General features: G+C 71.0%; 19 protein-coding genes. 11 read left to right on the top strand and 8 right to left on the bottom strand.

The features are described from left to right. The first annotated feature begins 26 nt into the window (after window positions 1-26). Window positions 27-767 carry a LytR/AlgR family response regulator transcription factor gene (locus AC2D80_RS09905; protein WP_484632852.1) on the top strand — a complete coding sequence of 247 codons (741 nt, stop codon included), beginning with the start codon at window positions 27-29 and terminating at the stop codon, window positions 765-767. A 197-nt stretch (window positions 768-964) separates the two neighbouring features. On the opposite strand, the gene recJ is transcribed toward AC2D80_RS09905, so the two are convergent. Together recJ and AC2D80_RS09895 are read right to left on the bottom strand one after the other, a co-directional pair. Further along, window positions 965-2,689, bottom strand: a complete 1,725-nt coding sequence (gene recJ, locus AC2D80_RS09900) for a single-stranded-DNA-specific exonuclease RecJ (protein WP_484632851.1) — start codon at window positions 2,687-2,689, stop codon at window positions 965-967. Continuing rightward, on the bottom strand, window positions 2,686-3,633 hold the full coding sequence (locus AC2D80_RS09895; RefSeq protein WP_484632850.1) for a phosphoglycerate mutase: 948 nt from the start codon (window positions 3,631-3,633) through the stop codon (window positions 2,686-2,688). Before AC2D80_RS09895 ends, recJ begins: the two co-directional genes overlap by 4 nt. A 46-nt stretch (window positions 3,634-3,679) precedes the next feature. On the opposite strand from AC2D80_RS09895, the gene AC2D80_RS09890 reads away from it, so the two are divergent. The 8 genes from AC2D80_RS09890 to AC2D80_RS09855 all read left to right on the top strand — a co-directional run bounded on the left by AC2D80_RS09890 (window position 3,680) and on the right by AC2D80_RS09855 (window position 11,633). Then, window positions 3,680-4,936 (top strand): lipoprotein-releasing ABC transporter permease subunit, encoded by a 1,257-nt coding sequence (locus AC2D80_RS09890; protein WP_484632849.1) that lies wholly within the window; start codon window positions 3,680-3,682, stop codon window positions 4,934-4,936. 129 nt (window positions 4,937-5,065) lie between these two features. Then, window positions 5,066-5,746, top strand: a complete 681-nt coding sequence (gene lolD / locus AC2D80_RS09885; protein WP_484632848.1) for a lipoprotein-releasing ABC transporter ATP-binding protein LolD — start codon at window positions 5,066-5,068, stop codon at window positions 5,744-5,746. 22 nt (window positions 5,747-5,768) lie between these two features. After that, on the top strand, window positions 5,769-6,614 hold the full coding sequence (locus tag AC2D80_RS09880; RefSeq protein WP_484632847.1) for a TatD family hydrolase: 846 nt from the start codon (window positions 5,769-5,771) through the stop codon (window positions 6,612-6,614). Then, on the top strand, window positions 6,611-7,120 hold the full coding sequence (locus AC2D80_RS09875) for a DNA-deoxyinosine glycosylase (protein WP_484632846.1): 510 nt from the start codon (window positions 6,611-6,613) through the stop codon (window positions 7,118-7,120). The genes AC2D80_RS09880 and AC2D80_RS09875 overlap by 4 nt, the downstream gene beginning before the upstream one ends. A gap of 39 nt (window positions 7,121-7,159) precedes the next feature. Beyond that, window positions 7,160-7,909 carry a class I SAM-dependent methyltransferase gene (locus tag AC2D80_RS09870; RefSeq protein ID WP_484632845.1) on the top strand — a complete coding sequence of 250 codons (750 nt, stop codon included), beginning with the start codon at window positions 7,160-7,162 and terminating at the stop codon, window positions 7,907-7,909. 18 nt (window positions 7,910-7,927) lie between these two features. Beyond that, window positions 7,928-9,787: a type IV pilus assembly ATPase TfpB gene (gene tfpB, locus AC2D80_RS09865; RefSeq protein WP_484632844.1), complete on the top strand. Its 1,860-nt coding sequence runs from the start codon at window positions 7,928-7,930 to the stop codon at window positions 9,785-9,787. A 43-nt stretch (window positions 9,788-9,830) separates the two neighbouring features. After that, window positions 9,831-10,760 (top strand): DMT family transporter, encoded by a 930-nt coding sequence (locus AC2D80_RS09860; RefSeq protein ID WP_484632843.1) that lies wholly within the window; start codon window positions 9,831-9,833, stop codon window positions 10,758-10,760. Window positions 10,761-10,835: 75 nt separating this feature from the next. Beyond that, window positions 10,836-11,633 carry an SDR family oxidoreductase gene (locus AC2D80_RS09855; RefSeq protein ID WP_484632842.1) on the top strand — a complete coding sequence of 266 codons (798 nt, stop codon included), beginning with the start codon at window positions 10,836-10,838 and terminating at the stop codon, window positions 11,631-11,633. A gap of 9 nt (window positions 11,634-11,642) precedes the next feature. On the opposite strand, the gene AC2D80_RS09850 is transcribed toward AC2D80_RS09855, so the two are convergent. Next, window positions 11,643-12,563: a DMT family transporter gene (locus AC2D80_RS09850; RefSeq protein ID WP_484632841.1), complete on the bottom strand. Its 921-nt coding sequence runs from the start codon at window positions 12,561-12,563 to the stop codon at window positions 11,643-11,645. A 145-nt stretch (window positions 12,564-12,708) separates the two neighbouring features. On the opposite strand from AC2D80_RS09850, the gene AC2D80_RS09845 reads away from it, so the two are divergent. Next, entirely contained in the window at window positions 12,709-13,704 is a 996-nt protein-coding gene (locus AC2D80_RS09845) for a quinone oxidoreductase family protein (protein WP_484632840.1), read from the top strand. Between the two features lie 31 nt (window positions 13,705-13,735). On the opposite strand, the gene AC2D80_RS09840 is transcribed toward AC2D80_RS09845, so the two are convergent. The 4 genes from AC2D80_RS09840 to AC2D80_RS09825 all read right to left on the bottom strand — a co-directional run bounded on the left by AC2D80_RS09840 (window position 13,736) and on the right by AC2D80_RS09825 (window position 19,553). After that, window positions 13,736-14,890, bottom strand: coding sequence for an aminotransferase class V-fold PLP-dependent enzyme (locus AC2D80_RS09840; protein WP_484632839.1), 1,155 nt, complete (start codon window positions 14,888-14,890; stop codon window positions 13,736-13,738). A gap of 108 nt (window positions 14,891-14,998) precedes the next feature. Beyond that, entirely contained in the window at window positions 14,999-15,511 is a 513-nt protein-coding gene (gene lspA / locus AC2D80_RS09835) for a signal peptidase II (protein WP_484632838.1), read from the bottom strand. 2 nt (window positions 15,512-15,513) lie between these two features. After that, window positions 15,514-18,369, bottom strand: a complete 2,856-nt coding sequence (ileS, locus tag AC2D80_RS09830; RefSeq protein ID WP_484632837.1) for an isoleucine--tRNA ligase — start codon at window positions 18,367-18,369, stop codon at window positions 15,514-15,516. Window positions 18,370-18,488: 119 nt separating this feature from the next. Continuing rightward, window positions 18,489-19,553, bottom strand: coding sequence for a bifunctional riboflavin kinase/FAD synthetase (locus tag AC2D80_RS09825; RefSeq protein WP_484632836.1), 1,065 nt, complete (start codon window positions 19,551-19,553; stop codon window positions 18,489-18,491). 195 nt (window positions 19,554-19,748) lie between these two features. On the opposite strand from AC2D80_RS09825, the gene AC2D80_RS09820 reads away from it, so the two are divergent. Next, window positions 19,749-20,306, top strand: coding sequence for an HNH endonuclease (locus AC2D80_RS09820; protein ID WP_484632835.1), 558 nt, complete (start codon window positions 19,749-19,751; stop codon window positions 20,304-20,306). Between the two features lie 87 nt (window positions 20,307-20,393). On the opposite strand, the gene AC2D80_RS09815 is transcribed toward AC2D80_RS09820, so the two are convergent. Beyond that, window positions 20,394-21,509, bottom strand: coding sequence for an acyl-CoA dehydrogenase family protein (locus AC2D80_RS09815; protein WP_484632834.1), 1,116 nt, complete (start codon window positions 21,507-21,509; stop codon window positions 20,394-20,396). Between the last annotated feature and the right edge of the window lie 2 nt (window positions 21,510-21,511).

Raw genomic sequence — 21,511 nt, 5'->3', positions numbered from 1 at the left:
AACTGGAGCGTGGGACGGAGCGGCATATGTCACTGAAAGTACTGATCGTGGACGACGAGGCGCTGGCCCGGTCGAGGCTGCGCACGCTGCTGGCCGAATGCACCGAGCCGCGGGCCGATGTGGTGGGCGAGGCGGGCAACGCGGTGCAGGCCATGGAACTCATCCAGCGCAGCGGCTGCGAACTGGTGCTGCTGGACATTCACATGCCCGGCGTGGACGGCATGGCCCTGGCCAGCACCTTGCGGCAGATGCCCAAGTCGCCCGCGGTGGTGTTCGTGACGGCCTACGCCGAGCATGCCGTGCAGGCGTTCGATCTGGAGGCGGTGGACTACCTCACCAAACCCGTTCGGCGTGAGCGCCTGCAGCAGGCGCTGCAGAAGGTGCACAAGCTCCTCAGCGCCAAGGACGCCCCCGTCGAGGTCGGTTTGCCTGAGAGCCTGATCATTCAGGAGCGCGGCCGCAGCGAGCGCGTTGCCCTGCAGGACGTGATCTACCTCAAGGCCGAGCTGAAGTACATCACCGTGCGCACCCGCGAGAAGGAACACATCTACGACGGGGCGCTGAGTGATCTGGAGCAGCGCTACGGCCACCTGTTCGTGCGGGTGCACCGCAACGCCCTGGTTTCGCGCCGGGCCGTGCGCGCGGTCGAAAAGCACAACGATCCGGTGGAGGGCGAGGGCTGGACCGTGCGGCTCGATGGCGTGGACGAGCGCCTCTCGGTGTCGCGCCGGCAGCTGGCCGCGGTGCGCGAAGCGCTGATGGGGTGAACGACTCCCCCCGCGCCGCCTGCGGCGTCACCCCCCGAGGGGCGGCACTGGCGGCCCGGCCAAGCCGGTTCCGCGGTGCCCTGGGTCACGGCCACTTCCGGCGCGAGGTGTCTGCTTCGAGGATGCGGTGGAACCGGCTTGGCCGGGCCACTCGCATCGCCCCCTCGGGGGGTGACGCCGCAGGCGGCGCGGGGGGGTCAAACCTCCGCCGCTTCGACCAGAAACCGCACGCGCCGTTGCCCCTGCCATTCGTCCGCATCGAGGCGGAACGCCAGTTTCACCCGCGCCGGCAACGGCTCGGTGTGACCGAACCAGATGCCGTCCACCGCGTCGCCCTGGTGGCGCAGCTTGAGCGAGAGGTGTTTCTCGCCCACCAGGCGCTGGCTCACCACCTCGACCTCTTCACAAAACACCGGCGGGGCAAAGCCCTGGCCCCAGACCACGCGGTGCAGGGTGTCCACCACGTCCGGCCGCCGGTACTGCGGGTCGAGCGCCCCGTCGGCTTCGAGCCGCCGCTGCAGCGTGCTCTCGTCCAGCCATTCGTGGGCCACCTGCTGCAGCGCCGCTTCGAACACATCAAGGTGTTCTTCCGCCACGGTGCAGCCGGCGGCCATCGCGTGACCCCCGAAGCGCTGCAGCACCCCCGGATGCCGCTTGGCGACCAGGTCGAGCGCGTCCCGCAGGTGAAAGCCGGGGATCGACCGTCCGGAGCCTTTGAGCAGGTGTTCCTGCCCCGCCGCGCCGCTGGCTGCGAACACGAAGGTGGGCCGGTGCAGCTTGTCTTTCAGGCGCGAGGCGACGATGCCGACCACGCCTTCGTGGAAGTCGGGATCGAAGACCACGAGCGCCGGCGGCGGCGTCTCGGATTCGTCGATCATCGACTCGGCGATCTCCATCGCCATCTCGCGCATCTCGCCCTCGATGCCTTTGCGCTCGCGGTTGATGCCGTCGAGCGCGCGCGCCAGCTCCTCGGCGCGGGCGTCGTCGTCGGTGATCAGGCATTCGATGCCCAGGGTCATGTCGGCCAGGCGGCCCGCGGCGTTCAGCCGGGGACCGAGGGCGAAGCCAAAGTCGAAGCTGGTCGCGGCCTCCGGCCGGCGTCCGGCGGCGGTGAACAGCGCCGCCATCCCCGGCGGCATGGCGCCGGCACGCACCCGGCGCAGGCCCTGCGCGACGAGGCGGCGGTTGTTCGCGTCCAGCCGCACGACGTCGGCCACGGTACCCAGCGCGACCAGCGGCAGCAGCGCGTCGATGCGGGGCTGCGTGGCGGCGTCGAACGCACCGCGTGAGCGCAGCTCGGCGCGCAGCGCCAGCAGCACGTAGAACATCACCCCCACGCCGGCGATGCTCTTGCTTTCAAAGCCGCAGCCGGGCTGGTTGGGATTGACGATCAGGCAGTCCGAGGGCAGCATGGTCTGGCCGTTGCGCTGGGCCGGCAGGTGGTGGTCGGTCACGATGACGGTGAGCCCAAGCGCCCGCGCCGCGGCCACGCCATCCACGCTGGCGATGCCGTTGTCCACCGTGATCAGCACGTCGGCGCCGCGCTCGTGCACCCGGCGCGCGATCGCGGGCGTGAGGCCGTAACCATCGACCACCCGGTCGGGCACAAGATAAGCCACCTCGCGCGCGCCCAGCAGACGCAACCCGCGCCAGCCCACCGCGCAGGCGGTGGCGCCGTCGCAGTCGTAGTCGGCCACGATGCACAGCCGCCGGTTCGCGGCGATCGCGTCGGCCAGCGCCACCGCCGCCTCGCGCGCGCCGCGCAGCGTGTCGGGCGGAAGCAGGCGCGCGAGTCCGTCGTCGAGTTCGTCCGGGCTTTGGATGCCGCGGGCGGCGTACAGGCGCGCGAGCAGCGGGTGGACGCCGCTTTGTTCCAGCGCCCAGGCGGCGCGGGGGGGGACGTCGCGGGTGATGATTTTCATAGGGTCCGCAGGTGGTCAATCGGGTCGGGCGCGCCCGACCAGCGCGCGCGCAGGCGGGTCCACCAGCCGCCGTCGCGCGGGCCGTGGCACACGGCATGGCGCTCGCCGCAAAGGGTGAGGTGCACCGGCTCGCCCCGCGCGGCGCGCCCCAGCAGGTCCGCGAGGGGACCGGCGTCGAGCGCCGTCCAGGCGTGGCGCCAGGCAGCGGTGTCGGCGGCCAGCGCCGGGGCGCGCAGCGCGTCCAGCACGGTGGGCGGGCGGCGCAGGGCGAGGCCGTGGATGACGGCGCCGGGTGCGCTCATCCACACGCCATTGACCGGCAGCCGCCCGGCCGCCTGCCGGGCGTCGTGCGCGGGGTGGGTGTAGAACAGCATCTGCGCTTCGTTGCCCAGCCGCCGCAGCCACGCGCCCTCCGGCCCACGCGGCTGCCAGGCGGCCACGCCGCGCCCGCTCACGCGGTCCAGACTTGCCAGCGCCAGGCCCGCGAGCCGGGGCCCTTCGGCGCGCCAGCGCGTGGCGCTGTCCACCGTCAGGCGCACGCCATCCTCCGCGCACAGCGGCGCCAGCGCGGCGCACAGGGACCGCGACGTGGCTTCATCCAGATCGAGGGCCTCGCCCGCGAACAGGCGCACCTGGTCCATGCCGACCTGGAAATGCACGGGATGCACCCAGGCCTGCGCCTGTTCGGGGTGTTCACTCCCCAGCGCCGCCCAGGGCAACTGGCCGTCTGCATCGGGCAGGCCGATGGCCCAGGCCAGGGCGCGTTCGTGCGGCGGGTTCAGGCGCTCGGTGTCGCCGCTGAGCTGGGCCTGCGGCGCGAGGTGGCCGAGCAGCGCGCGCAGGTTCGGCAGGGTGAGCCCTTCCAGCGCCGCGGGGTCGTCCAGCGCGGCGCAGGGAACCAGCCAGTGCGTCGCGGGATCAGGAGCCGGGGGCCAAGCAGACATGCCGAGATTGTCGGGGATGCCACAATCCCCGCACCCCCGACCCACCATGCAAACCCCCTACGAGCTTCTGCTGGGCTGGCGCTACACCCGCGCCGGCCGCGCCACCCGGCGCAACGGCTTCATCTCCTTCATCTCCGGCGTGTCCATGCTCGGCATCGCGCTGGGCGTGGCGGCGCTCATCATCGTGCTGTCGGTGATGAACGGTTTTCAGAAGGAAGTGCGCGACCGCATGCTGGGCGTGTTGTCGCACATCGAGGTGTTCGACGCCGGCGCTCAGGCCATCGCCGACCTGTCCGGGACGCTCGCCACGCTGCAACGCCACCCCGACGTGGTGGGCGCCGCCCCCTTTGTGGGCGCGCAGGCGCTGGTGGCCCGGGGCGAAGACATGAAGGGCGTGCTCGTGCGCGGCATCGACCCCGCCCTGGAGCCCACGGTGACCGACCTCGCCGCGGGGCTGGCCGACCGCGTGCTGCCTCGCCTGCAGGCCGGTGGTTTCGGGGTTGTGCTGGGCGGCGCGCTGGCGCGGCAGCTGGGGGTGGTCGAGGGCGACAGCGTGACCCTGATCGCGCCCAGCGGCCAGGTCACCCCGGCCGGTGTGGTGCCGCGGGTGCGCAGCCTCACGGTGGTGGGTACCTTCGACTCCGGCCACTACGAATACGACGCGGCTCTGGCCATGCTCCACCAGGACGATGCGGCGCGCATCTTCCGCGTCGAAGGACCCACCGGCGTGCGCGTGAAGATCCGCGACCTGCACCAGGCCCGCGAGGTGGCGGCCGAGCTGGCGGCCGCGCTGCCGCCCGGCCTGCTCGTGCGCGACTGGACCCGCCAGAACCGCACCTGGTTTGCCGCGGTGCAGCTCGAAAAGCGCATGATGTTCATCATCCTCACGCTCATCGTGGCGGTGGCCGCCTTCAACCTTGTGTCCACGCTGGTGATGACCGTGACCGACAAGCGCGCCGACATCGCCATCCTGCGCACGCTCGGCGCCAGCCCGCGCAGCATCATGGCGATCTTCGTGGTGCAGGGCGCCACCGTCGGCATCATCGGCACCGGCGTGGGCCTGCTGCTTGGGCTGGGCGTGGCCTTCAACATCGACACCCTCGTGCCCGCGCTCGAACGCCTGCTCGGCGCGAGCTTCCTGCCGCAGGACGTCTACCTCATCAGCCGCATGCCCAGCGACCCGCAGCGCGGCGACATCCTGCCCGTCGCGCTGATTTCTCTCGCGTTGGCCTTCGTGGCCACCCTGTACCCGAGCTGGCGCGCCAGCCGCGTCAACCCGGCGGAGGCGCTGCGGTATGAATAAGGCCCCCACGCTCCGCCGCTGCGCGGGTCGCTGCCCCCCAAGGGGGCTGATCCGGCTCGGGGCGGCCCGGCGCCGGATCGTGGCCCCCACGCTCCGCCGTTTGGCGGCTCCTCTGTACGGGAGTCTGGAATGACTTCGACCGTGTTGAGCGCCCGCGGCCTGACGAAGCGATTCCAGGAGGGCCGGATCGATGTGACGGTGCTGCAGGGCGTGGATCTGGATGTGCGGGCGGGGGAGACGCTGGCCATCGTCGGTGCGTCGGGATCGGGCAAGAGCACGCTGCTTCACCTGCTGGGCGGACTGGACGCGCCGAGCGCGGGTCGCGTCGACTTGATGGGTCAGCCGCTGGCCGCGCTTGACGCGACCGCCCAGGGCCAGTTGCGGAACCGCCACCTGGGTTTTGTGTACCAGTTCCACCACCTGCTGCCGGAATTCAGCGCTCAGGACAACGTGGCCATGCCGCTGTGGATCCGTCGTCTGCCGCGCGCCGACGCCGCGCGCGACGCCGCGCAGACGCTGGCGCGGGTGGGCCTGGGCGAGCGTCTGCACCACCGGCCGGCCGAGCTCTCCGGAGGCGAGCGCCAGCGGGTGGCGATCGCCCGCGCGCTGGTCACGCGGCCGCGCTGCGTGCTGGCCGACGAACCCACCGGCAACCTGGACCGCAGCACCGCCGACGGCGTGTTCGAACTCATGCTCACCCTCGCCCGCGAACAGGGCACTGCCTTCATCGTCGTCACCCACGACGAGGCCCTGGCCGCGCGCTGTGACCGCGTGTTGCGCCTCACGCGCGGCGTGCTCGCGACCGCCTGAGCGCTTCGCCGGCCGGGCCGCCATGTGGACCGACACCCACGCCCACCTCGACGCGCCGGAGTTCGGCCCCGACCATGGCCTGGCGCTGGCGGCGCGCGCCGAGGCCGCGCTGCGCGGCGTGACGCGTTGCGTCATCCCGGCGGTGCTGCGCTCGAACTTCGACACCGTGCGCGCGCTGGCCCACCGGCTGGACGACGCGTACGCGCTGGGCATCCACCCGCTGTTCGTGCCGCAGGCCAGTGAGGACGACCTGCGCGCGCTCGACGAGGCGCTCACGGCCCACCGCGACGACCCGCGGCTGGTGGCGGTGGGCGAGATCGGCCTCGACCACTTCGTGCCGGCGCTCAACACCCCGGCCGCGCGCGAGCGGCAGACCTATTTCTATCGCGCGCAGTTGCGGCTGGCCCGCCGGCACCGGCTGCCGGTGATCCTGCACGTGCGCCGCAGCGCCGACACCCTGCTCAAGCACCTGCGCGAACTGCCGCCGGCCGGCGGCATCGCCCATGCCTTCAACGGCAGCGCCCAGCAGGCGCAGGCCTTCGTCGACCTCGGCTTTCGCCTCGGTTTCGGTGGCGCCGTCACCTTCGAAACCGCGCGTCAGTTGCGCCGCCTGGCGCGCGAACTGCCCTTGTCGGCGCTGGTGCTGGAAACCGACGCCCCCGACATCCCGCCGCAGTGGCTGTACCGCACGGCCGCCGAGCGCGCCGCCGGCGCTGCGCAGGGCCTGAACACGCCGGCCGAACTGCCGCGCATCGGTGCGGCGGTCGCGGCCTTGCGTGGCATGGATGCCGCCGCGCTGGCGGCCGCCACCAGCGCCAACGCCCGCGCGGCCCTGCCCCGGCTGGCGGCGCTCGATACGACACCATGACCGCGGCGGCCGCACCCCGCCTCACGGGTCTGCCGCCGGTGGTGGACGCCCGCACCCGGCTGCTGGTGCTGGGCAGCTTCCCCGGCGAAGCGTCCTTGCGCGCCGGCCAGTACTACGGCCACCCGCGCAACGCCTTCTGGCCGATCTTGGAGGCCTTGTGGGGCGAGCCGCTGACCGCGCTGCCGTATGACCGCCGGCTGGAGGCGCTGCGCGAGCACGGGCTGGGGTTGTGGGACGTGTACGCCAGCTGCGAGCGCACCGGCAGTCTCGACAGCGCGATCCGCGCCCCCGTGCTCAACGACCTCGCGGGCCTGCGCGCGCGCTGCCCGGCGCTGCAGGCCGTGGCCCACAACGGCGGCGAGAGCTTCCGCCACGCCCGCCACACCCGCGGCTTCGGTCTGCCGGTGCACCGCCTGCCGTCCACCAGCCCGGCCAACGCCGGCTGGTCGATGGAGCGCAAGCGTGACGCCTGGGCGGCGGTGCTGCGCGCGCACGGCTGCGCCTGAGGCCGCGGGCGCCCGGGGCGACCCATAATGGGCGCGACCATGAAAAAAACCGACCTGCCCGACGTCACCCTCTCCGAGTACGGGGACGTGCGCTGCCTGCACCTGGGCACCGAGTGGATCCAGGGCACGATGTGGCTGGACGCGCCGTTTGACATCGAGCTGGAGTATGTGCAGCGCATGATGGCGTGGCTGCTGTTTGTCGAGCCCGAGACCGTGGGCCGCCGGCGCGCCCTCCAACTCGGGCTCGGGGCCGCGGCGCTGACAAAGTTCTGCTTCAAGAAACTGCGCATGGACACCACCGCCATCGAGCTGAACCCGCGCGTGGTGACCGTCTGCCGCGAGTGGTTCAAGTTGCCGCCCGACAGCGCCCGCCTGCGGGTGATCGTGGCCGATGCCGGCGCTGAAATCCGCCAGCCACGCCACGCCGGCCGCTACGACGCGCTGCAGGTCGACCTGTACGACCACGAGGCGGCGGCGCCGGTGCTCGACAGCGCGGACTTCTACGCCGACTGCCGCCGCGCCCTCACCGACGATGGCTGCCTGACGGTCAACCTGTTCGGCCGCGACGTCAGCCACGAGCGTTCGCTCCACAGCCTGCGCGAGGCCTTCGGCGCCGAGGCCCTGTGGGCCTTTCGGCCCACCCGCGAGGGCAACACCGTGCTGCTCGCGCAGCGCACCCCCGAGCGCCTGGCGCGCGCCACCCTGCTCACCCGCGCGGAGGCGATCCAGTCGCGCTGGGGCCTGCCGGCGGTGAAGTGGCTGCGCCTGTTCAAGCCGATCGCCGCCTGACACCTTGCCGCAACCGCCATGGCCACCCGATCTTCCCCGCCTTCGCCCGCCTCCTCCGCCACGCCGGCCGCTTCGGCGCTGTCGTCAACGCCGCTGGCCGGCAGCCACCAAGGCCCGCTGGACTGGCGCACCCTCGTCAACTGGCTGCGCGAGGACGGCGTGATCAGCGCCGACGAGGCCGACCGCACCGTGGCCCGCTGCAGTTCGGCCCACAGCGCCCAGCACCCGCTGCAGCGGCTGGCGGTGGTGGCGATGGCGCGCGCCGCGGATGGCCGCGTGCTGGACGCCGAGCTGCTCACCGAGTGGCTCGCGCAGCGCAGCGGCCTGGGCTATCTGCGCATCGATCCGCTGAAGGTGGATGTGGGCAAGGTGGCCGATGTGATGAGCGCGGCCTACGCGGAGCGCCACAAGGTGCTGCCGGTACAGGTCAGCCCCACCGAGGTGGTGGTCGCCACCGCCGAACCCTACCTGCGCGACTGGGTGCCGGAGGTGGAGCGCCAGACGCGCCGGCAGGTGCGCCTGGTGGTGGCCAGCCCGGCCGAGATCGCCCGCTACACGGCGGAGTTTTTTGCGCTGGCGAAATCGGTCCGCGCGGCGAGCAAGGCCGGCGGCACCGGCATCAACAGTTTCGAGCAGCTGGTCGAGCTCGGGCAAGGCAACAAGCAGCTCGATGCCAACGACCAGGGCGTGGTGCAGGTGGTGGACTGGTTGTGGCAGTACGCGTTTGACCAGCGCGCCAGCGACATCCACCTGGAGCCGCGGCGCGAGCAGGGCGTGATCCGCTTTCGCATCGACGGCGTGCTGCACCCGGTCTACCAGATGCCCATCGGTGTGATGAACGCGATGGTCGCGCGCATCAAGCTGCTGGGGCGCATGGATGTGGTCGAGCGCCGCCGGCCCCAGGACGGCCGCATCAAGACGCTCAAGCCGGCCGCTCCCGGGCAGAAGGGCGACGAGGTGGAGATGCGCCTGTCCACGCTGCCCACCGCCTTCGGCGAAAAGCTGGTCATGCGCATCTTCGATCCCGAGTCCACGGTGAAGGACCTGGCGGCGCTGGGCTTCGCGCCGCACGACGCCCAGCGCTGGGAGTCACTCACCCAGCGGCCGCATGGCATCGTGCTGGTGACCGGCCCCACCGGCAGCGGCAAGACCACCACGCTCTACGCCACGCTCAAGCGGCTGGCGACCGAAGAGGTCAACGTCAGCACGGTCGAAGACCCGATCGAGATGATCGAGCCGGCCTTCAACCAGACCCAGGTGCAGGCGCACCTCGATCTGGACTTCGCGCAAGGCTTGCGCGCCCTGATGCGGCAGGACCCGGACATCATCATGGTGGGCGAGATTCGCGACCTCGCCACCGCCGAGATGGCGGTGCAGGCGGCGCTCACCGGCCACCTGGTGTTCACCACGCTGCACACCAACGACGCGCCCTCGGCCATCATGCGCCTGATGGAGTTGGGTGTGCCGCCGTACCTGATCAATGCCACGGTGCTGGGTGTGCTGGCGCAGCGCCTCGTGCGCACGCTGTGCAAGGCCTGCCGGGTGCGCGAAGACGATCCCACCACCGCCCAGTCGCGCGAGCAGCTCGCCGAGCTGGTCAAGCCGTGGCAGGTCAGCGGCGGGTACCGGCCTTACCAGCCGGTGGGCTGCGTGGACTGCCGCATGACCGGCTTCCGCGGTCGCATGGGCCTGTACGAGCTGCTGACGGTGACCGAGGCGTTCAAGGAGAAGGTCAGTCGCGAGCCACATCTGCAGAGCCTGCGTCACCAGGCGGTCAAGGACGGCATGAGGCCGCTGCGTCTGGCCGGCGCCGCCCGCGTGGCCGAAGGGCTGACCACGCTCGACGAGGTCCTGGCCTGCACGCCGCCGCTGCAGTAGTTTCCGCAGGGCCGCGTACACGCCGCTGCGGATAATCCAGCGGATGTCCGCCGCCGACGCCCGCTCTCCCCACCTCGCCACGGGCCTGATGCTGGCCGCCGCCGGCTCCATCGCCTTCAGCGGCAAGGCGATCATCGTCAAGCTCGCCTACCGCCACGGCGTGGACGCGGTCACGCTCATCATGTACCGCATGCTGTTCGCGCTGCCGCTGTTCCTCGCGCTGGTGTGGTGGACCAGCCGACCCCGCGGCGGACAGCGCCCGGTGCCGTTGACGCGGCGCGATTGGGGCGGCGTGCTGGGTCTGGGGGTGACCGGCTACTACCTCGCCAGCTTCCTCGATTTCTGGGGGCTGGAGTACATCAGCGCGAGCCTGGAGCGCCTGATCCTCTACCTCAACCCGACGCTGGTGCTCGTGCTCGGCTGGATCGTCTATCGCCGCCGCATCAGCGCCCGGCAGGCGCTGGCGATGGCGGTGAGTTATGCGGGGGTGTTGCTGGTTTTCGGCCACGAGGTCGGCCAGCAGGGGCCGGACGCGGCCCTGGGCGCGGCGCTGGTGTTCGGCAGCGCGGTGAGCTACGCGATTTACCTGCTCTACAGCGGAGAGATGGTCAAGCGGCTCGGGTCGCTGCGGCTCGTGGGGCTGGCCACCAGCGTGGCCTGCGTGCTGTGCCTGCTGCAGTTCGTGTTGCTGCGGCCGTTGTCGGCCGCGGTGGTGGCCCCCGAGGTGATTGGCCTGTCGGTGCTCAACGCGTTGCTGTGCACGTTCGCGCCCGTGCTGATGGTGATGATGGCCATCGAGCGCATTGGCTCCGGGCTCACCGCCCAGACCGGCATGATCGGGCCGATGTCCACCATCGTCATGGGCGTGGTGATCCTGGGCGAGCCTTTCAATGGCTGGATCATTGCTGGCACGGTGCTCGTGCTGGCCGGCGTGTTTCTGGTCACGCGCGGCGGTGGACCGGCGGGCAGGTAGCGTCCTGTTTTCTCCTTCGTTTCCTCCTTCGTTTCAGTCTTCTTTCCTCTTTTTTTATCTCACAGGAGCAGTCACATGGATCTGGGCATTGCGGGCAAGTGGGCGCTGGTCGGCGGCGCGAGCAAGGGCCTCGGGCTGGGTTGCGCGCAGGCGCTGGCGGCGGAGGGCGTGAACGTGGTGATGGTGGCCCGCGGCGCCGACGCCTTGCAGGCCGCGGCTGGTGGGCTGCGCGCGGCGCACCCCGGCGTGAGCGTGGTGGCGGTGGCGGCCGACATCACGACCGACGCCGGTCGTGCGGCCGTGTGGGCCGCCCCTGGCGGGCCCGGCGTGGCGTTCGACATCGTGGTCACCAACGCCGGGGGACCGCCCCCCGGCGATTTCCGCCAGTGGGACCGCGCCGCCTGGCTCGCGGCGGTGGAGGCCAACATGCTCACGCCGATCGAACTGATCAAGGCCACGGTGGACGGCATGGCCGCGCGCGGCTTCGGTCGCATCGTCAACATCACGTCGAGCGCGGTGAAGGCGCCGATCGACATCCTCGGTCTGTCCAACGGCGCGCGCAGCGGCCTCACGGGCTTCGTCGCCGGGGTGGCCCGCAGCGGGCTGGCCGCGCAGGGCGTGACGATCAACAACCTGCTGCCCGGCGCGTTCGACACCGACCGCCTGAAAGCCACGATGGCTGGCGCCGCCCAGAAGAGCGGCCAGCCGGTGGACGCCGTGGCCGACGCCCGCCGCCGCACCATCCCGGCGCGGCGTTTCGGCACGGCCGCCGAGTTCGGCGCGATCTGCGCCTTCCTGTGCAGCGCCCACGCCGGTTACATCACCGGTCAGAACGTGCTGGCTGACGGTGGCGCCTACCCGGGCACCTTCTGAGCCGGGCGGTCAGCGCCGCGCGCTGACCAGGATGCCGCCGACGATGAGCACGAAGCCCAGCGCGTGGTAGGCCTGCGGCCACTCGCCCAGCAGCGCGCCCGACAGCAGCGCCGCGAACAGCGGCGTGAGGTTGGCGAAGAACACCGCCGGCCCCGGCCCGACGCGGGCCACGCCGGTGCCCCAGGCGCGGTAGGCCAGCAGCGACGGCCCGATCGCGAAGAAGAACAGCGCCGCCACCAGCCCGGGGCTCCAGTCGATGTGCCACGCGGCGGCCGGCAGCACCACCCACTCGGCGCCCGCCAGCAGCGCCGACCATCCCAGGCCCAGTGCCATCTGGGCCATCAGGTAAGCCGCCCAGTCGCCCTTGATGGCCGCGGGCTCGGGCGGGTTCACGGGGCGGGCCAGCAGCCAGCTGTACCACGACCACACCAGCGCGGCCAGGACCATCAGCGCATCGCCCGGCACCAGCCGCACCGCGAGCAGGCCGCCGAGGTCGCCACGCGCCAGCACCACGGCCACGCCCACGATCGACAGCGCCGCGCCCAGCGCCGAGCGACGGGTCACTGGTACGCCATAGAGCACCCGGCCCATCAGCAGCATCCACACCGGCATGCTCGAGGCCACCAGCGTCACGTTCACCGGCGTGGAGGTCTGCAGCGCCATGTACTGCAGCGTGTTGTAGCCGCCGATGCTCAGCAGGCCCAGCAGCGAAAAACGGCGCCAGTGCGTCCACAAGCCGCTGCCCGGCCGCAGCACCCAGCCGGCCAGCGGCAACAGCAGGGCAAAGGCCAGCAGCCAGCGCAGCAGGTTCAGCATCACCGGCGGCACCATGTCCTGCACCACGCGGCCCAGCACCGCGTTGGCCGCCCACATCAGCGGCGGTACCAGCAACAACAGGGCGGTCGAGACGGTCAGGCGGGGTGCGGTCATGGGGCGCTGAATGTAACCCGGCGCGACTCCCGGTCCGATAGGCCCGCCCGGGGCGGGGGTGACGGTCGGTCGCCCGGGCGACGGCCGCGGTTCGTGGCAGCATCGCGGCTTCCCTGATTCCAACGCGCCACCGAGGAGACCTCCCATGAGCACCACCACCAGCCGCGCCGTGCGCATCCACGCCACCGGCGGCCCCGAGCAACTGGTCATCGACCAGGTCGAGGTGGGCGAACCCGGCCCTGGCCAGGTCCGCATCCGCCACCACGCCATCGGCCTGAACTTCATCGACGTCTACCAGCGCACCGGCCTGTACCCCAACGCGATGCCGCTGGCCCTGGGCATGGAAGGCGCCGGGGTGATTGAGGCGGTGGGTGAGGGCGTCACGCACCTGCGCGTGGGCGACCGTGCCGCCTACGCCGCCAACCCGCCCGGCAGCTATTGCGACGCCCGCGTGATGCCGGCGATGAACGTGTGCCGCCTGCCGGACGCCATCGACTTCGAGACCGGCGCGGCCATGATGCTCAAGGGCCTGACCGCCCAGTACCTGCTCAAACATTGCAAGCCGGTGGAAGGGCTGGAGCCGGGCGACTTCGTGCTGTTCCACGCGGCGGCGGGCGGCGTGGGTCTGATCGCCTGCCAGTGGGCCCGGGCGCTGGGCCTGCGCCTGATCGGGACGGCCGGCTCCGACGACAAATGCCGCCTCGCCCTGGAGCACGGCGCCAGCCACGCCATCAACTACCGCACCGAAGACTTTGCCGCCCGGGTGAAAGAGATCACCGGCGGGCAGGGGGTGAAGGTGGTGTACGACTCGGTGGGCAAGGACACCTTCGAGAAGTCGCTCGACTGCCTGCGCCCGTTCGGCCTGATGGTCAGTTTCGGCAACGCGTCCGGCCCGGTGGCGCCGTTTGCGCCTGGCATCCTCGGCCCGAAAGGTTCCCTCTACATCACGCGCCAGACGCTGTTCTCGCACATCACCAGCCGCGAACGCACGCAGGCGATGGCCGACGACCTGTTCGGCGCCGTCACCCGCGGCGAGGTCAGGATCCGCATCGACCAGCGATTCCCGCTGACCGAGGTGCGCCGCGCCCACGAAAGCCTGGAGGCGCGCGCCACCACCGGCTGCACGGTGCTGCTGCCCTGACGCGCTGGCAGAAGGCCGCGCGCGGTTTGGGTCAGGCCGCCGCGGCTTCGGCCGGTTGCGGTGCGACCTGGCGCAGCGCAGCCTCCAGCCGCGCCACCGTGGCCGGCACGTCGTGCCACTTGTCCAGGCCAAACAGGCCGAGACGGAAGCTGCGGAACGCCGGCCCTTCGTCGCACTGCAGCGGCACACCGGCGGCCGTTTGCAGGCCCACCGCGAGAAACTTCTGGCTGGACTGGATGGCGGGGTCGTCGGTGTGGCTGACCACCACGCCCGGCGCCTGGAAACCCGGCGCGGCCACGCTGGCAAAGCCGTGCTGTTCGACCAGCGCGCGCACCGCCCGGCCCAGCGCGATCTGCTCCTCGCGCACCCGCTCAAAACCGTAGGCTTCTGTCTCGGCCATCGTGTCGCGCAGGCGTTGCAACGCGTCGGTGGGCAGGGTGGTGTGGTAGGCGTGCCCACCGCCCTCGTAGGTTTCCATGATCTGCAGCCACTTCTTCAGGTCCATGGCGAAGGTGGTGCTCTGGGTGCTGTCGATCGCGGCGCGGGCGCGCTCGCTGAGCATGACCATCGCGCAGCAGGGCGAACTGCTCCAGCCCTTCTGCGGCGCGCTGATCAGTACGTCCACGCCGGTGGCCCGCATGTCCACCCACATCGCGCCGGACGCGATGCAGTCCAGCACAAAGAGGCCGCCGACCGCGTGGGTCGCCTCGGCCACGGCGCGCAGGTAGTCATCCGGCAGGATCATGCCGGCCGACGTTTCAACGTGCGGCGCAAACACCACGGCCGGCTTTTCGCGCGCGATCGTGGCGGTGACCTCGTCCAGCGGCGCTGGCGCCCAGGGCGCCTGCGCTCCGGCGTGCAGCGGTCGGGCTTTGAGCACGGTGTGGCTGGCCGGGATGCCGCCCATGTCGAAGATCTGCGTCCAGCGGTAGCTGAACCAGCCGTTGCGGATCACCAGCGCGTGGCGCCCGGTGGCGAACTGGCGCGCCACCGACTCCATGCCGAAGGTGCCGCTGCCGGGCACGAGCACCGCCGCGTGGGCGCCGTACACGCGCTTGAGCATGCCGCTGATGTCGGTCATCACGCGCTGGAAGCGGCGCGACATGTGGTTGAGGGAGCGGTCGGTGTAGACGACCGAAAACTCATACAGACCGTCGGGATCGACGTCGGGCAACAGGCCGGGCATGCGCGTCTCCAGGGGGGCGCCGCTCACCCGCGGCGGGGGAGGGGCAGGGTAGCACAGGCCCGCCGCGCGCGGCATCGGGTTGCCCCGCGCGCCGCGCCGGCGTGGTGCTCAGCGCGAGCGGCGCACGCGCAGCAATTCGTCCACGATCAGCGACACCGCGCCCACCGTGATCGCCGCGTCGGCGATGTTGAACGAGGGGAAGTGCCCGCCGGGAAAGAGGCCCGCGAGAAACGGCCAGTGGAAGTCCAGCCAGTCCACCACGTAGCCGTGCAGCAGGCGGTCGATCACGTTGCCCAGCGCGCCCCCCAGGATGCACGACAGCGCGAACGCAAACAGCTTCTCGCCCGGGTGGCGGCGCAGCAGCCAGACGATGAAGATGGCCGCACCGATGCCGATGGCGGTGAAGAACCAGCGCTGCCAGCCGCTGGCGCCGGCCAGGAAGGAAAACGCCGCACCGGTGTTGTGCACCCGCACGACGTTGAAGAAGCTGGTGATGCGGGTGCTGTCACCGAGCTGGTAATTCCCCAGGATCAGCACCTTGGTGAACTGATCGGCCAGGAACAGGATCGCCGCCAGCCCCAGCCAGGGCCACGGGCCGCGCGCGCCGCTTGCCTTGGCCATGGTCAGGCGACCGACCGGGGCTCGCCCGCGCCGAACAGGTTGCTGGTGCAGCGGCCACACAGGCCCGGGTGCGCCGGGTCATGGCCGACATCGTCGCGGTAGTGCCAGCAGCGCTCGCACTTGGGCGCGGTGGCTGGGGTCACCGCCACCGCAAGCGCGTCGCCGTCGGCCACCGCGGCGGCCGAGGTGATCGTCACGAAACGCAAGTCGTTGCCGAGCGAGCGGAGCAGGGCGGCGTCGGCGGCGGGCGCGGTGATCGTGACCAGTGCCTGCAGCGAGGAGCCGACCGCGCCTTGCACACGCACCGCCTCAATTTCCTTGTTGGCGGCTTCGCGGATCTCCCGCACGCGCGCCCACTTGCTCAGCAACGCCTCATCCGGCGCCGGCAGATCCAGGAAGGTCTCGAAGAAGATCGAGCCGCGGTTGGCGTCGCCCGCGAGCACCGGCCAGGCCTCCTCGGCCGTGAAGCTGAGGAACGGCGCCATCCAGCGCAGCATCGCGTGGGCGATGGTGTGCAGCGCGGTCTGGGCGCTGCGGCGCGCCGGGCTGTCGGGCGCGGTGGTGTAGAGGCGGTCCTTCAGCACGTCGAGGTAGAACGCCCCCAGGTCTTCCGAGCAGAAGACCTGCAGCTTGGCTACCACCGGGTGGAACTCGTAGCGCTCGTAGTGCGCGCGCACCTCGGCCTGGAACTGCGCGGTGCGGGCCAGTGCCCAGCGGTCGATTTCCAGCAGCGCTTCGGGCGCGACGGCGTGGCGGGCCGCGTCGAAGTCGCTGAGGTTGGCGAGCAGGAAGCGCAGCGTGTTACGGATGCGTCGGTAGGCATCGACCACCCGGGCGAGGATCTTGTCGTCGATGTTGAGGTCGCCCGAGTAATCCGTGGCGGCCACCCACAGCCGCACGATCTCCGCCCCGAGCTTGCTGGTGATCTCCTGCGGCACCACCACATTGCCCAGGCTCTTGCTCATCTTGCGGCCCTGGCCGTCGGTGGCGAAGCCGTGGGTGAGCAGGCCGCGGTATGGCGCGCGGTCGTGCAGGGCGCAGCCCAGCAGGAGCGAGCTGTGGAACCAGCCGCGGTGTTGGTCGTGGCCTTCGAGGTACAGGTCGGCCTCGGGGCCGCTGGCGTGGTGGGGCGGCACGCCGTAGGCGGCGGCGTGGCTGCCGCGCAGCACGTGCTGGAACGTCGAGCCCGAGTCGAACCAGACCTCCAGGATGTCGGTGCACTTGTCGTAGTGCGCGGCGTCGGCCTCGCCCAGGATCTCGGCCGCGCTCACGCGGCTCCAGGCCTCGATGCCCCCGCGCTCGACGATGTCGGCCGCCTGGTCGAGGATGTCCATCGTGCGCGGGTGCAGTTCGCCGGTGGCCTTGTGAAGGAAGAACGGGATCGGCACGCCCCAGCTGCGCTGGCGCGAGATGCACCAGTCGGGCCGGTTGGCGATCATGTCGCGCAGGCGCGCGCGCCCGTTGTCGGGATAGAAGCGGGTCTGGTCGATCGCGTCGAGCGCGAGCTGGCGCAGCGTCTTGGGCGCCTTGTCGCGGGTGAACACGCCGTCGCCTTCATCCATGCGGATGAACCACTGCGCCGCGGCGCGGTAGATCACCGGCGTCTTGTGGCGCCAGCAGTGCGGGTAGCTGTGGGTGATGCGCTCGGTGGCCAGCAGGCGTTCGGCCTGGCGCAGCGTGTCGATGATGACTGGCACGGCTTTCCAGATGTGCTGGCCGCCAAAGAGCGGGAAGTCGGCCGCGTACACGCCGTTGCCCTGCACCGGGTTGAGGATCGCGTCGTGCGCGATGCCGTTGGCCACGCAGGAGTTGAAGTCGTCCACGCCGTAGGCCGGTGCGCTGTGCACGATGCCGGTGCCGTCGCCGTCGCTCACGTAATCGGCCACAAACACCGGCGCCAGCCGGCGGTAGCCGGCGTCCACGTCGTGCAGCGGGTGGCGGAAGGCCAGACCATGCAGCGCATCGCCGCGCGCGGTGCCGATGACCTCGCCGCTCAGACCATAGCGCGCCAGGCATTTCTCCACGAGGGTCTCGGCCAGCACCAGGCAGCCGCGTGGCGTGTTCACCAGCGCGTAGGTCAGCTCGGGGTTGGCGTTGAGCGCCTGGTTGGCCGGGATGGTCCAGGCCGTGGTGGTCCAGATCACCGCGAAGGCGCGCTGGCCAGCGGGCAGGGCGCTCAGGCCGAAGACCGCGGCCAGCCGCGCCGGGTCGTCCGCCTCAAAGGCCACGTCCAGCGTGTCGCTTTGCTTGTCGGCGTATTCGATCTCGAACTCGGCCAGCGAGCTGCCGCAGTCGAAGCACCAGTACACCGGTTTCAGGCCGCGGTAGACGAAGCCGCGTTCGATGACACGCTTGAAGGCGCGGATCTGGCCCGCTTCGTTGGCGGGGTCCATGGTGCGGTAAGGCCGCTCCCAGTCGCCCAGCACCCCCAGGCGCTGGAAGTCGGCGCGCTGCTGGTCGATCTGTTCGGTGGCATAGGCCCGGCTCTTGGCCTGCATCTCGTCGCGCGAGAGATGGCGTCCGTGCAGCTTTTCGATCGCGTTTTCGATCGGCAGGCCGTGGCAGTCCCAGCCCGGGATGTACTGGGCGTCGAAGCCGTCGAGCTGACGGCTTTTGACGATCATGTCCTTGAGCACTTTGTTCAGCGCGTGGCCGATGTGCAATTTGCCGTTGGCGTAGGGCGGACCGTCGTGCAGCACGAACAGTGGCGCGCCCTGCCGGGCGTCGCGCAGGCGGCGGTAGAGGCCCTGGTCGGTCCATTGCTTCACCCACGCGGGCTCGCGCCTGGGCAGGTCCCCGCGCATGGGGAAGGGCGTGTCCAGCAGGTTGACGGGGTAGGCGTTCTTCGTCTCGGACATGGTGGTTCGCGTGTTGGCTTCGACAAGCTCAGCCCGAGCGGGGAGGAGCGCGTGTGCGTGCGATTCAGCAGCCGATCGCCCTGAGCTTGTCGGAGGGCGGCGAGCGGGGCCGGAGCCCGTCAAATTCGGTCGCGGGTGGTCTGCCGGTGGGTGCGGCCGTGCATGGCCTCGAAGAACGCCCGCGCGTCGGCCACATCCTTCGCGATGCCGTCGGTGAGGGCATCGAGGCTGTCGTACTTCAGCTCGTCGTGCAGTTTGTGCAGCAGGTCCACCCGCACGATTTTACCGTAGGCCTCCCCGCCGGGCAGGCGCTCGGCCAGCCCCGCCGGCCAGTCCAGGCAATGCGTTTCCAGCAGCACACGCCCGCCGTTCACGTCGTTCGGGTCGAGCGAGGGACGCACGCCGAGGTTGGCCACACCGGGCAGCGGGGTGTCCCACAACCCATGCACCTGCACCACGAAGATGCCGCTGGCCGCTGGCTTCCAGTGGGCAAAGCGCAGGTTCAGCGTGCGGAACCCGTCACCGCGGCCCTGGGCGGTTTCGCCGAGCTGGCGGCCGAGCTGGCGGCCGCGCACCACGTGGCCGCTGATCGCGTAGGGCCGGCCGAGCAGGGCGGCGGCAGCGTCCATCCGGCCGGCCGCCAGCGCTTCGCGCACGGCCGAACTCGACACGCGCAGGCCGTGGACCTCGTAGCTCTGCATGCGCGCGACGTCGAAGCCAAGGCGGGCACCGGCCGCATCCAGCATCGCGTAGTCACCCGCCCGGCGCGCACCGAACCGGAAATCGTCGCCGACCAGCACGTAGCGCGCACCCAGGGCGTCCACCAGCGTGTCCTGGATGAAAGCCTCGGCGCTTTGTGCCGCCAGCCGCTCGTTGAACGGCAGCACCACGCACTGGTCCACGCCGCAGCGCGCCAGCTCTTCGAGTTTGTCCCGCAGGGTGGCGATGCGCGCCGGGGCGAGCTCGGGTTTGTGCAGCACCGCGGCGAAGTGGTCGCGCGGGTGCGGCTCGAAGGTCATCACGCAGCTGGGCACGCCGCGGTGGCGCGCCTCGCTCTGCAGGAGCGCCAGCATCGCCTGGTGGCCGCGGTGGACACCATCGAAGTTACCGATGGTCAGTGCGCAGTGGGGGGCCAGCGCGCCGGGTCCGGTGCGGGTGTGGCGCAGGCCGCGGACGATCTTCATGCCGGGTGGAAAGCGGGGTGGGCCAAGGGGTGGGACTTCGGGCGAGACACGGGGTGGGACATGACGCCGGGGCGCCATCAAAGCTTGCTATATTGACACAGGAAAACGCATACCCCGGGGTGGACCCATCCCGGCGTGGGCCGGCCCACCGCGGGGCCGGGTGGTTCGGTGACACGTCGCACGAAGGAGCCCGTTTTGAAGGTCTTGAAGCTCTCCGCCCAGGGACTGCCGCAGTCGTGGATCAGCCTCGAAGAGGCCGTGCTGCACTACGCGGCCGACGAGGTGCGCTGGGAAATGGGGGCGGAGGTCGCGGTCTTCCACGGCGGCCACAACGCGATCACCGGGCGGCAGTCGATCATCACCGTCAACTCGATCATCGGCACCGAGGGCGTGCCTCGGATCAACCCATTCGAGCTTCGTCCCACGCTCACCAACCAGAAGCTGTTTGCGCGCGACCGCAACGTCTGCGCGTACTGCGGTCAGCATTTCCACGACGATGAGCTGACGCGCGAGCACATCGTGCCGCTGGCGCAGCGCGGGCGCGACGGCTGGATGAACGTGGTCACCGCCTGCAAGTCGTGCAACCACCGCAAGGGCAACAAGACGCCCGAGCAGGCCCACATGCCCCTGCTCTACGCGCCTTATGTGCCCAGCCTCTGGGAAGACTTCATTCTGCGCAACCGCCGCATCCTCGCGGACCAGATGGAGTTTCTGATGGCGCACCTGCCGAAGACGTCGCGCTTGCACGCCTAGCCGCGAAACGCCGCGGAACCGGCTTTGCCGGGCCGCTGGCGTTGCCCCCTTGAGAGGGTGACGCGCCGCAGGCGCGGCGCGGGGGTGTCAGGCAAATACCCCGGCTGTGTCCTGCATGCGGGCCGAGACCTCGCCGAGGTGGTGCAGCGTGTCGCCGAACGTCATTTCCAGCTGGGTCAGCTTCTTGAAGTAATGGCTGATGATGTATTCGTCGGTCACGCCGATGCCGCCGTGCAGCTGCACCGCCTGTTGGCCCACGAAACGCATCGACTGGCCCAGCTGCACCTTCGCCCGGGACAGTGCGGCCCGGCGCTCGTCGGCCGGGGCGTTGAGCTTGAGGCTGGCGTAGTAGCTCATGGAGCGCGCCAGTTCCAGCTGCATCTTCATGTCGGCCACGCGGTGGCGCAGGGCCTGGAAGCTGGCGATCGTCACGCCAAACTGCTTGCGCGTGTTCATGTAGTCCACGGTCACCGCCAGCGCCCGGTCCATGGCACCCACCGCCTCGGCGGCGGTGGCGGCGATGCCGATGTCCACCGCGTGTTCCAGCGCGGCCTGACCGTCGGCCACCAGCAGTGTGGCCGGGGCGTTGGCCAGCGTGAGCGTGCCGGCGCGGCTGCCGTCCTGCGTGAGGTGGCCGGTGGCGGACACGCCGGCGGCACCGGCCTCCACCAGGAAAAGCGCCGTGCGGCCGTCGAGTCGCGCGGGCACGATGAATGCGTCGGCGCGGTCCGCGGCCGGCACCAGGTGTTTTTCGCCCGTGACGGTGTGACCGGCGCCGGCAGAGGCGGCGGTGGCCGCCACGCGGTCGAGCCGGTAGCGCGCACCGCGTTCCTGGTGTGCCAGCACGACGAGCACCTCACCCGCGGCGATGCGCGGCAGCCACGCGGCCTGCGCCTCGGCTGCGGCGTAAGCGCCGATCACGCCGCTGGCGATCAGCGTCTGGGCCAGCGGCTCCAGCACGATGCCGCGGCCCAGCTCCTCCATCACCAACATGGCCTCCACCGGGCCCATGCCCAGCCCGCCGTGGTCTTCACTCACGTACAGGCCACTCAGGCCCAGTTCGGCGAGCTCGCCGTAGGCCGCGCGGTCAAACCCGCCGGCGGCCACGATGCCGCGGCGGCGCTCGAAGTCGTAGCCCTTCTCCACCCATTTCTGCACGGCGTCGCGCAGGGCGACCTGATCGTCGGAAAAGTCGAAATCCATGA

This window comes from Hydrogenophaga sp. T66, from assembly GCF_057219855.1.
The sequence above is the reverse complement of the archived record's forward strand: the minus strand, read 5'-3'. Positions and strand labels throughout refer to the sequence as shown.

Excerpts from the sequence above, each read along its gene's own strand:
- AC2D80_RS09845 (WP_484632840.1), top strand. The coding sequence starts at position 12,709 with ATGAGCACCACCACCAGCCGCGCCGTGCGCATCCACGCCACCGGCGGC.
- tfpB (WP_484632844.1), top strand. The coding sequence starts at position 7,928 with ATGGCCACCCGATCTTCCCCGCCTTCGCCCGCCTCCTCCGCCACGCCG.
- lspA (WP_484632838.1), bottom strand. The coding sequence starts at position 15,511 with ATGGCCAAGGCAAGCGGCGCGCGCGGCCCGTGGCCCTGGCTGGGGCTG.
- ileS (WP_484632837.1), bottom strand. The coding sequence starts at position 18,369 with ATGTCCGAGACGAAGAACGCCTACCCCGTCAACCTGCTGGACACGCCC.
- AC2D80_RS09815 (WP_484632834.1), bottom strand. The coding sequence starts at position 21,509 with ATGGATTTCGACTTTTCCGACGATCAGGTCGCCCTGCGCGACGCCGTG.
- AC2D80_RS09905 (WP_484632852.1), top strand. The coding sequence starts at position 27 with ATGTCACTGAAAGTACTGATCGTGGACGACGAGGCGCTGGCCCGGTCG.
- AC2D80_RS09880 (WP_484632847.1), top strand. The coding sequence starts at position 5,769 with ATGTGGACCGACACCCACGCCCACCTCGACGCGCCGGAGTTCGGCCCC.
- AC2D80_RS09890 (WP_484632849.1), top strand. The coding sequence starts at position 3,680 with ATGCAAACCCCCTACGAGCTTCTGCTGGGCTGGCGCTACACCCGCGCC.
- recJ (WP_484632851.1), bottom strand. The coding sequence starts at position 2,689 with ATGAAAATCATCACCCGCGACGTCCCCCCCCGCGCCGCCTGGGCGCTG.
- AC2D80_RS09870 (WP_484632845.1), top strand. The coding sequence starts at position 7,160 with ATGAAAAAAACCGACCTGCCCGACGTCACCCTCTCCGAGTACGGGGAC.
- AC2D80_RS09850 (WP_484632841.1), bottom strand. The coding sequence starts at position 12,563 with ATGACCGCACCCCGCCTGACCGTCTCGACCGCCCTGTTGTTGCTGGTA.
- lolD (WP_484632848.1), top strand. The coding sequence starts at position 5,066 with ATGACTTCGACCGTGTTGAGCGCCCGCGGCCTGACGAAGCGATTCCAG.
- AC2D80_RS09875 (WP_484632846.1), top strand. The coding sequence starts at position 6,611 with ATGACCGCGGCGGCCGCACCCCGCCTCACGGGTCTGCCGCCGGTGGTG.
- AC2D80_RS09825 (WP_484632836.1), bottom strand. The coding sequence starts at position 19,553 with ATGAAGATCGTCCGCGGCCTGCGCCACACCCGCACCGGACCCGGCGCG.
- AC2D80_RS09855 (WP_484632842.1), top strand. The coding sequence starts at position 10,836 with ATGGATCTGGGCATTGCGGGCAAGTGGGCGCTGGTCGGCGGCGCGAGC.
- AC2D80_RS09895 (WP_484632850.1), bottom strand. The coding sequence starts at position 3,633 with ATGTCTGCTTGGCCCCCGGCTCCTGATCCCGCGACGCACTGGCTGGTT.
- AC2D80_RS09860 (WP_484632843.1), top strand. The coding sequence starts at position 9,831 with ATGTCCGCCGCCGACGCCCGCTCTCCCCACCTCGCCACGGGCCTGATG.
- AC2D80_RS09840 (WP_484632839.1), bottom strand. The coding sequence starts at position 14,890 with ATGCCCGGCCTGTTGCCCGACGTCGATCCCGACGGTCTGTATGAGTTT.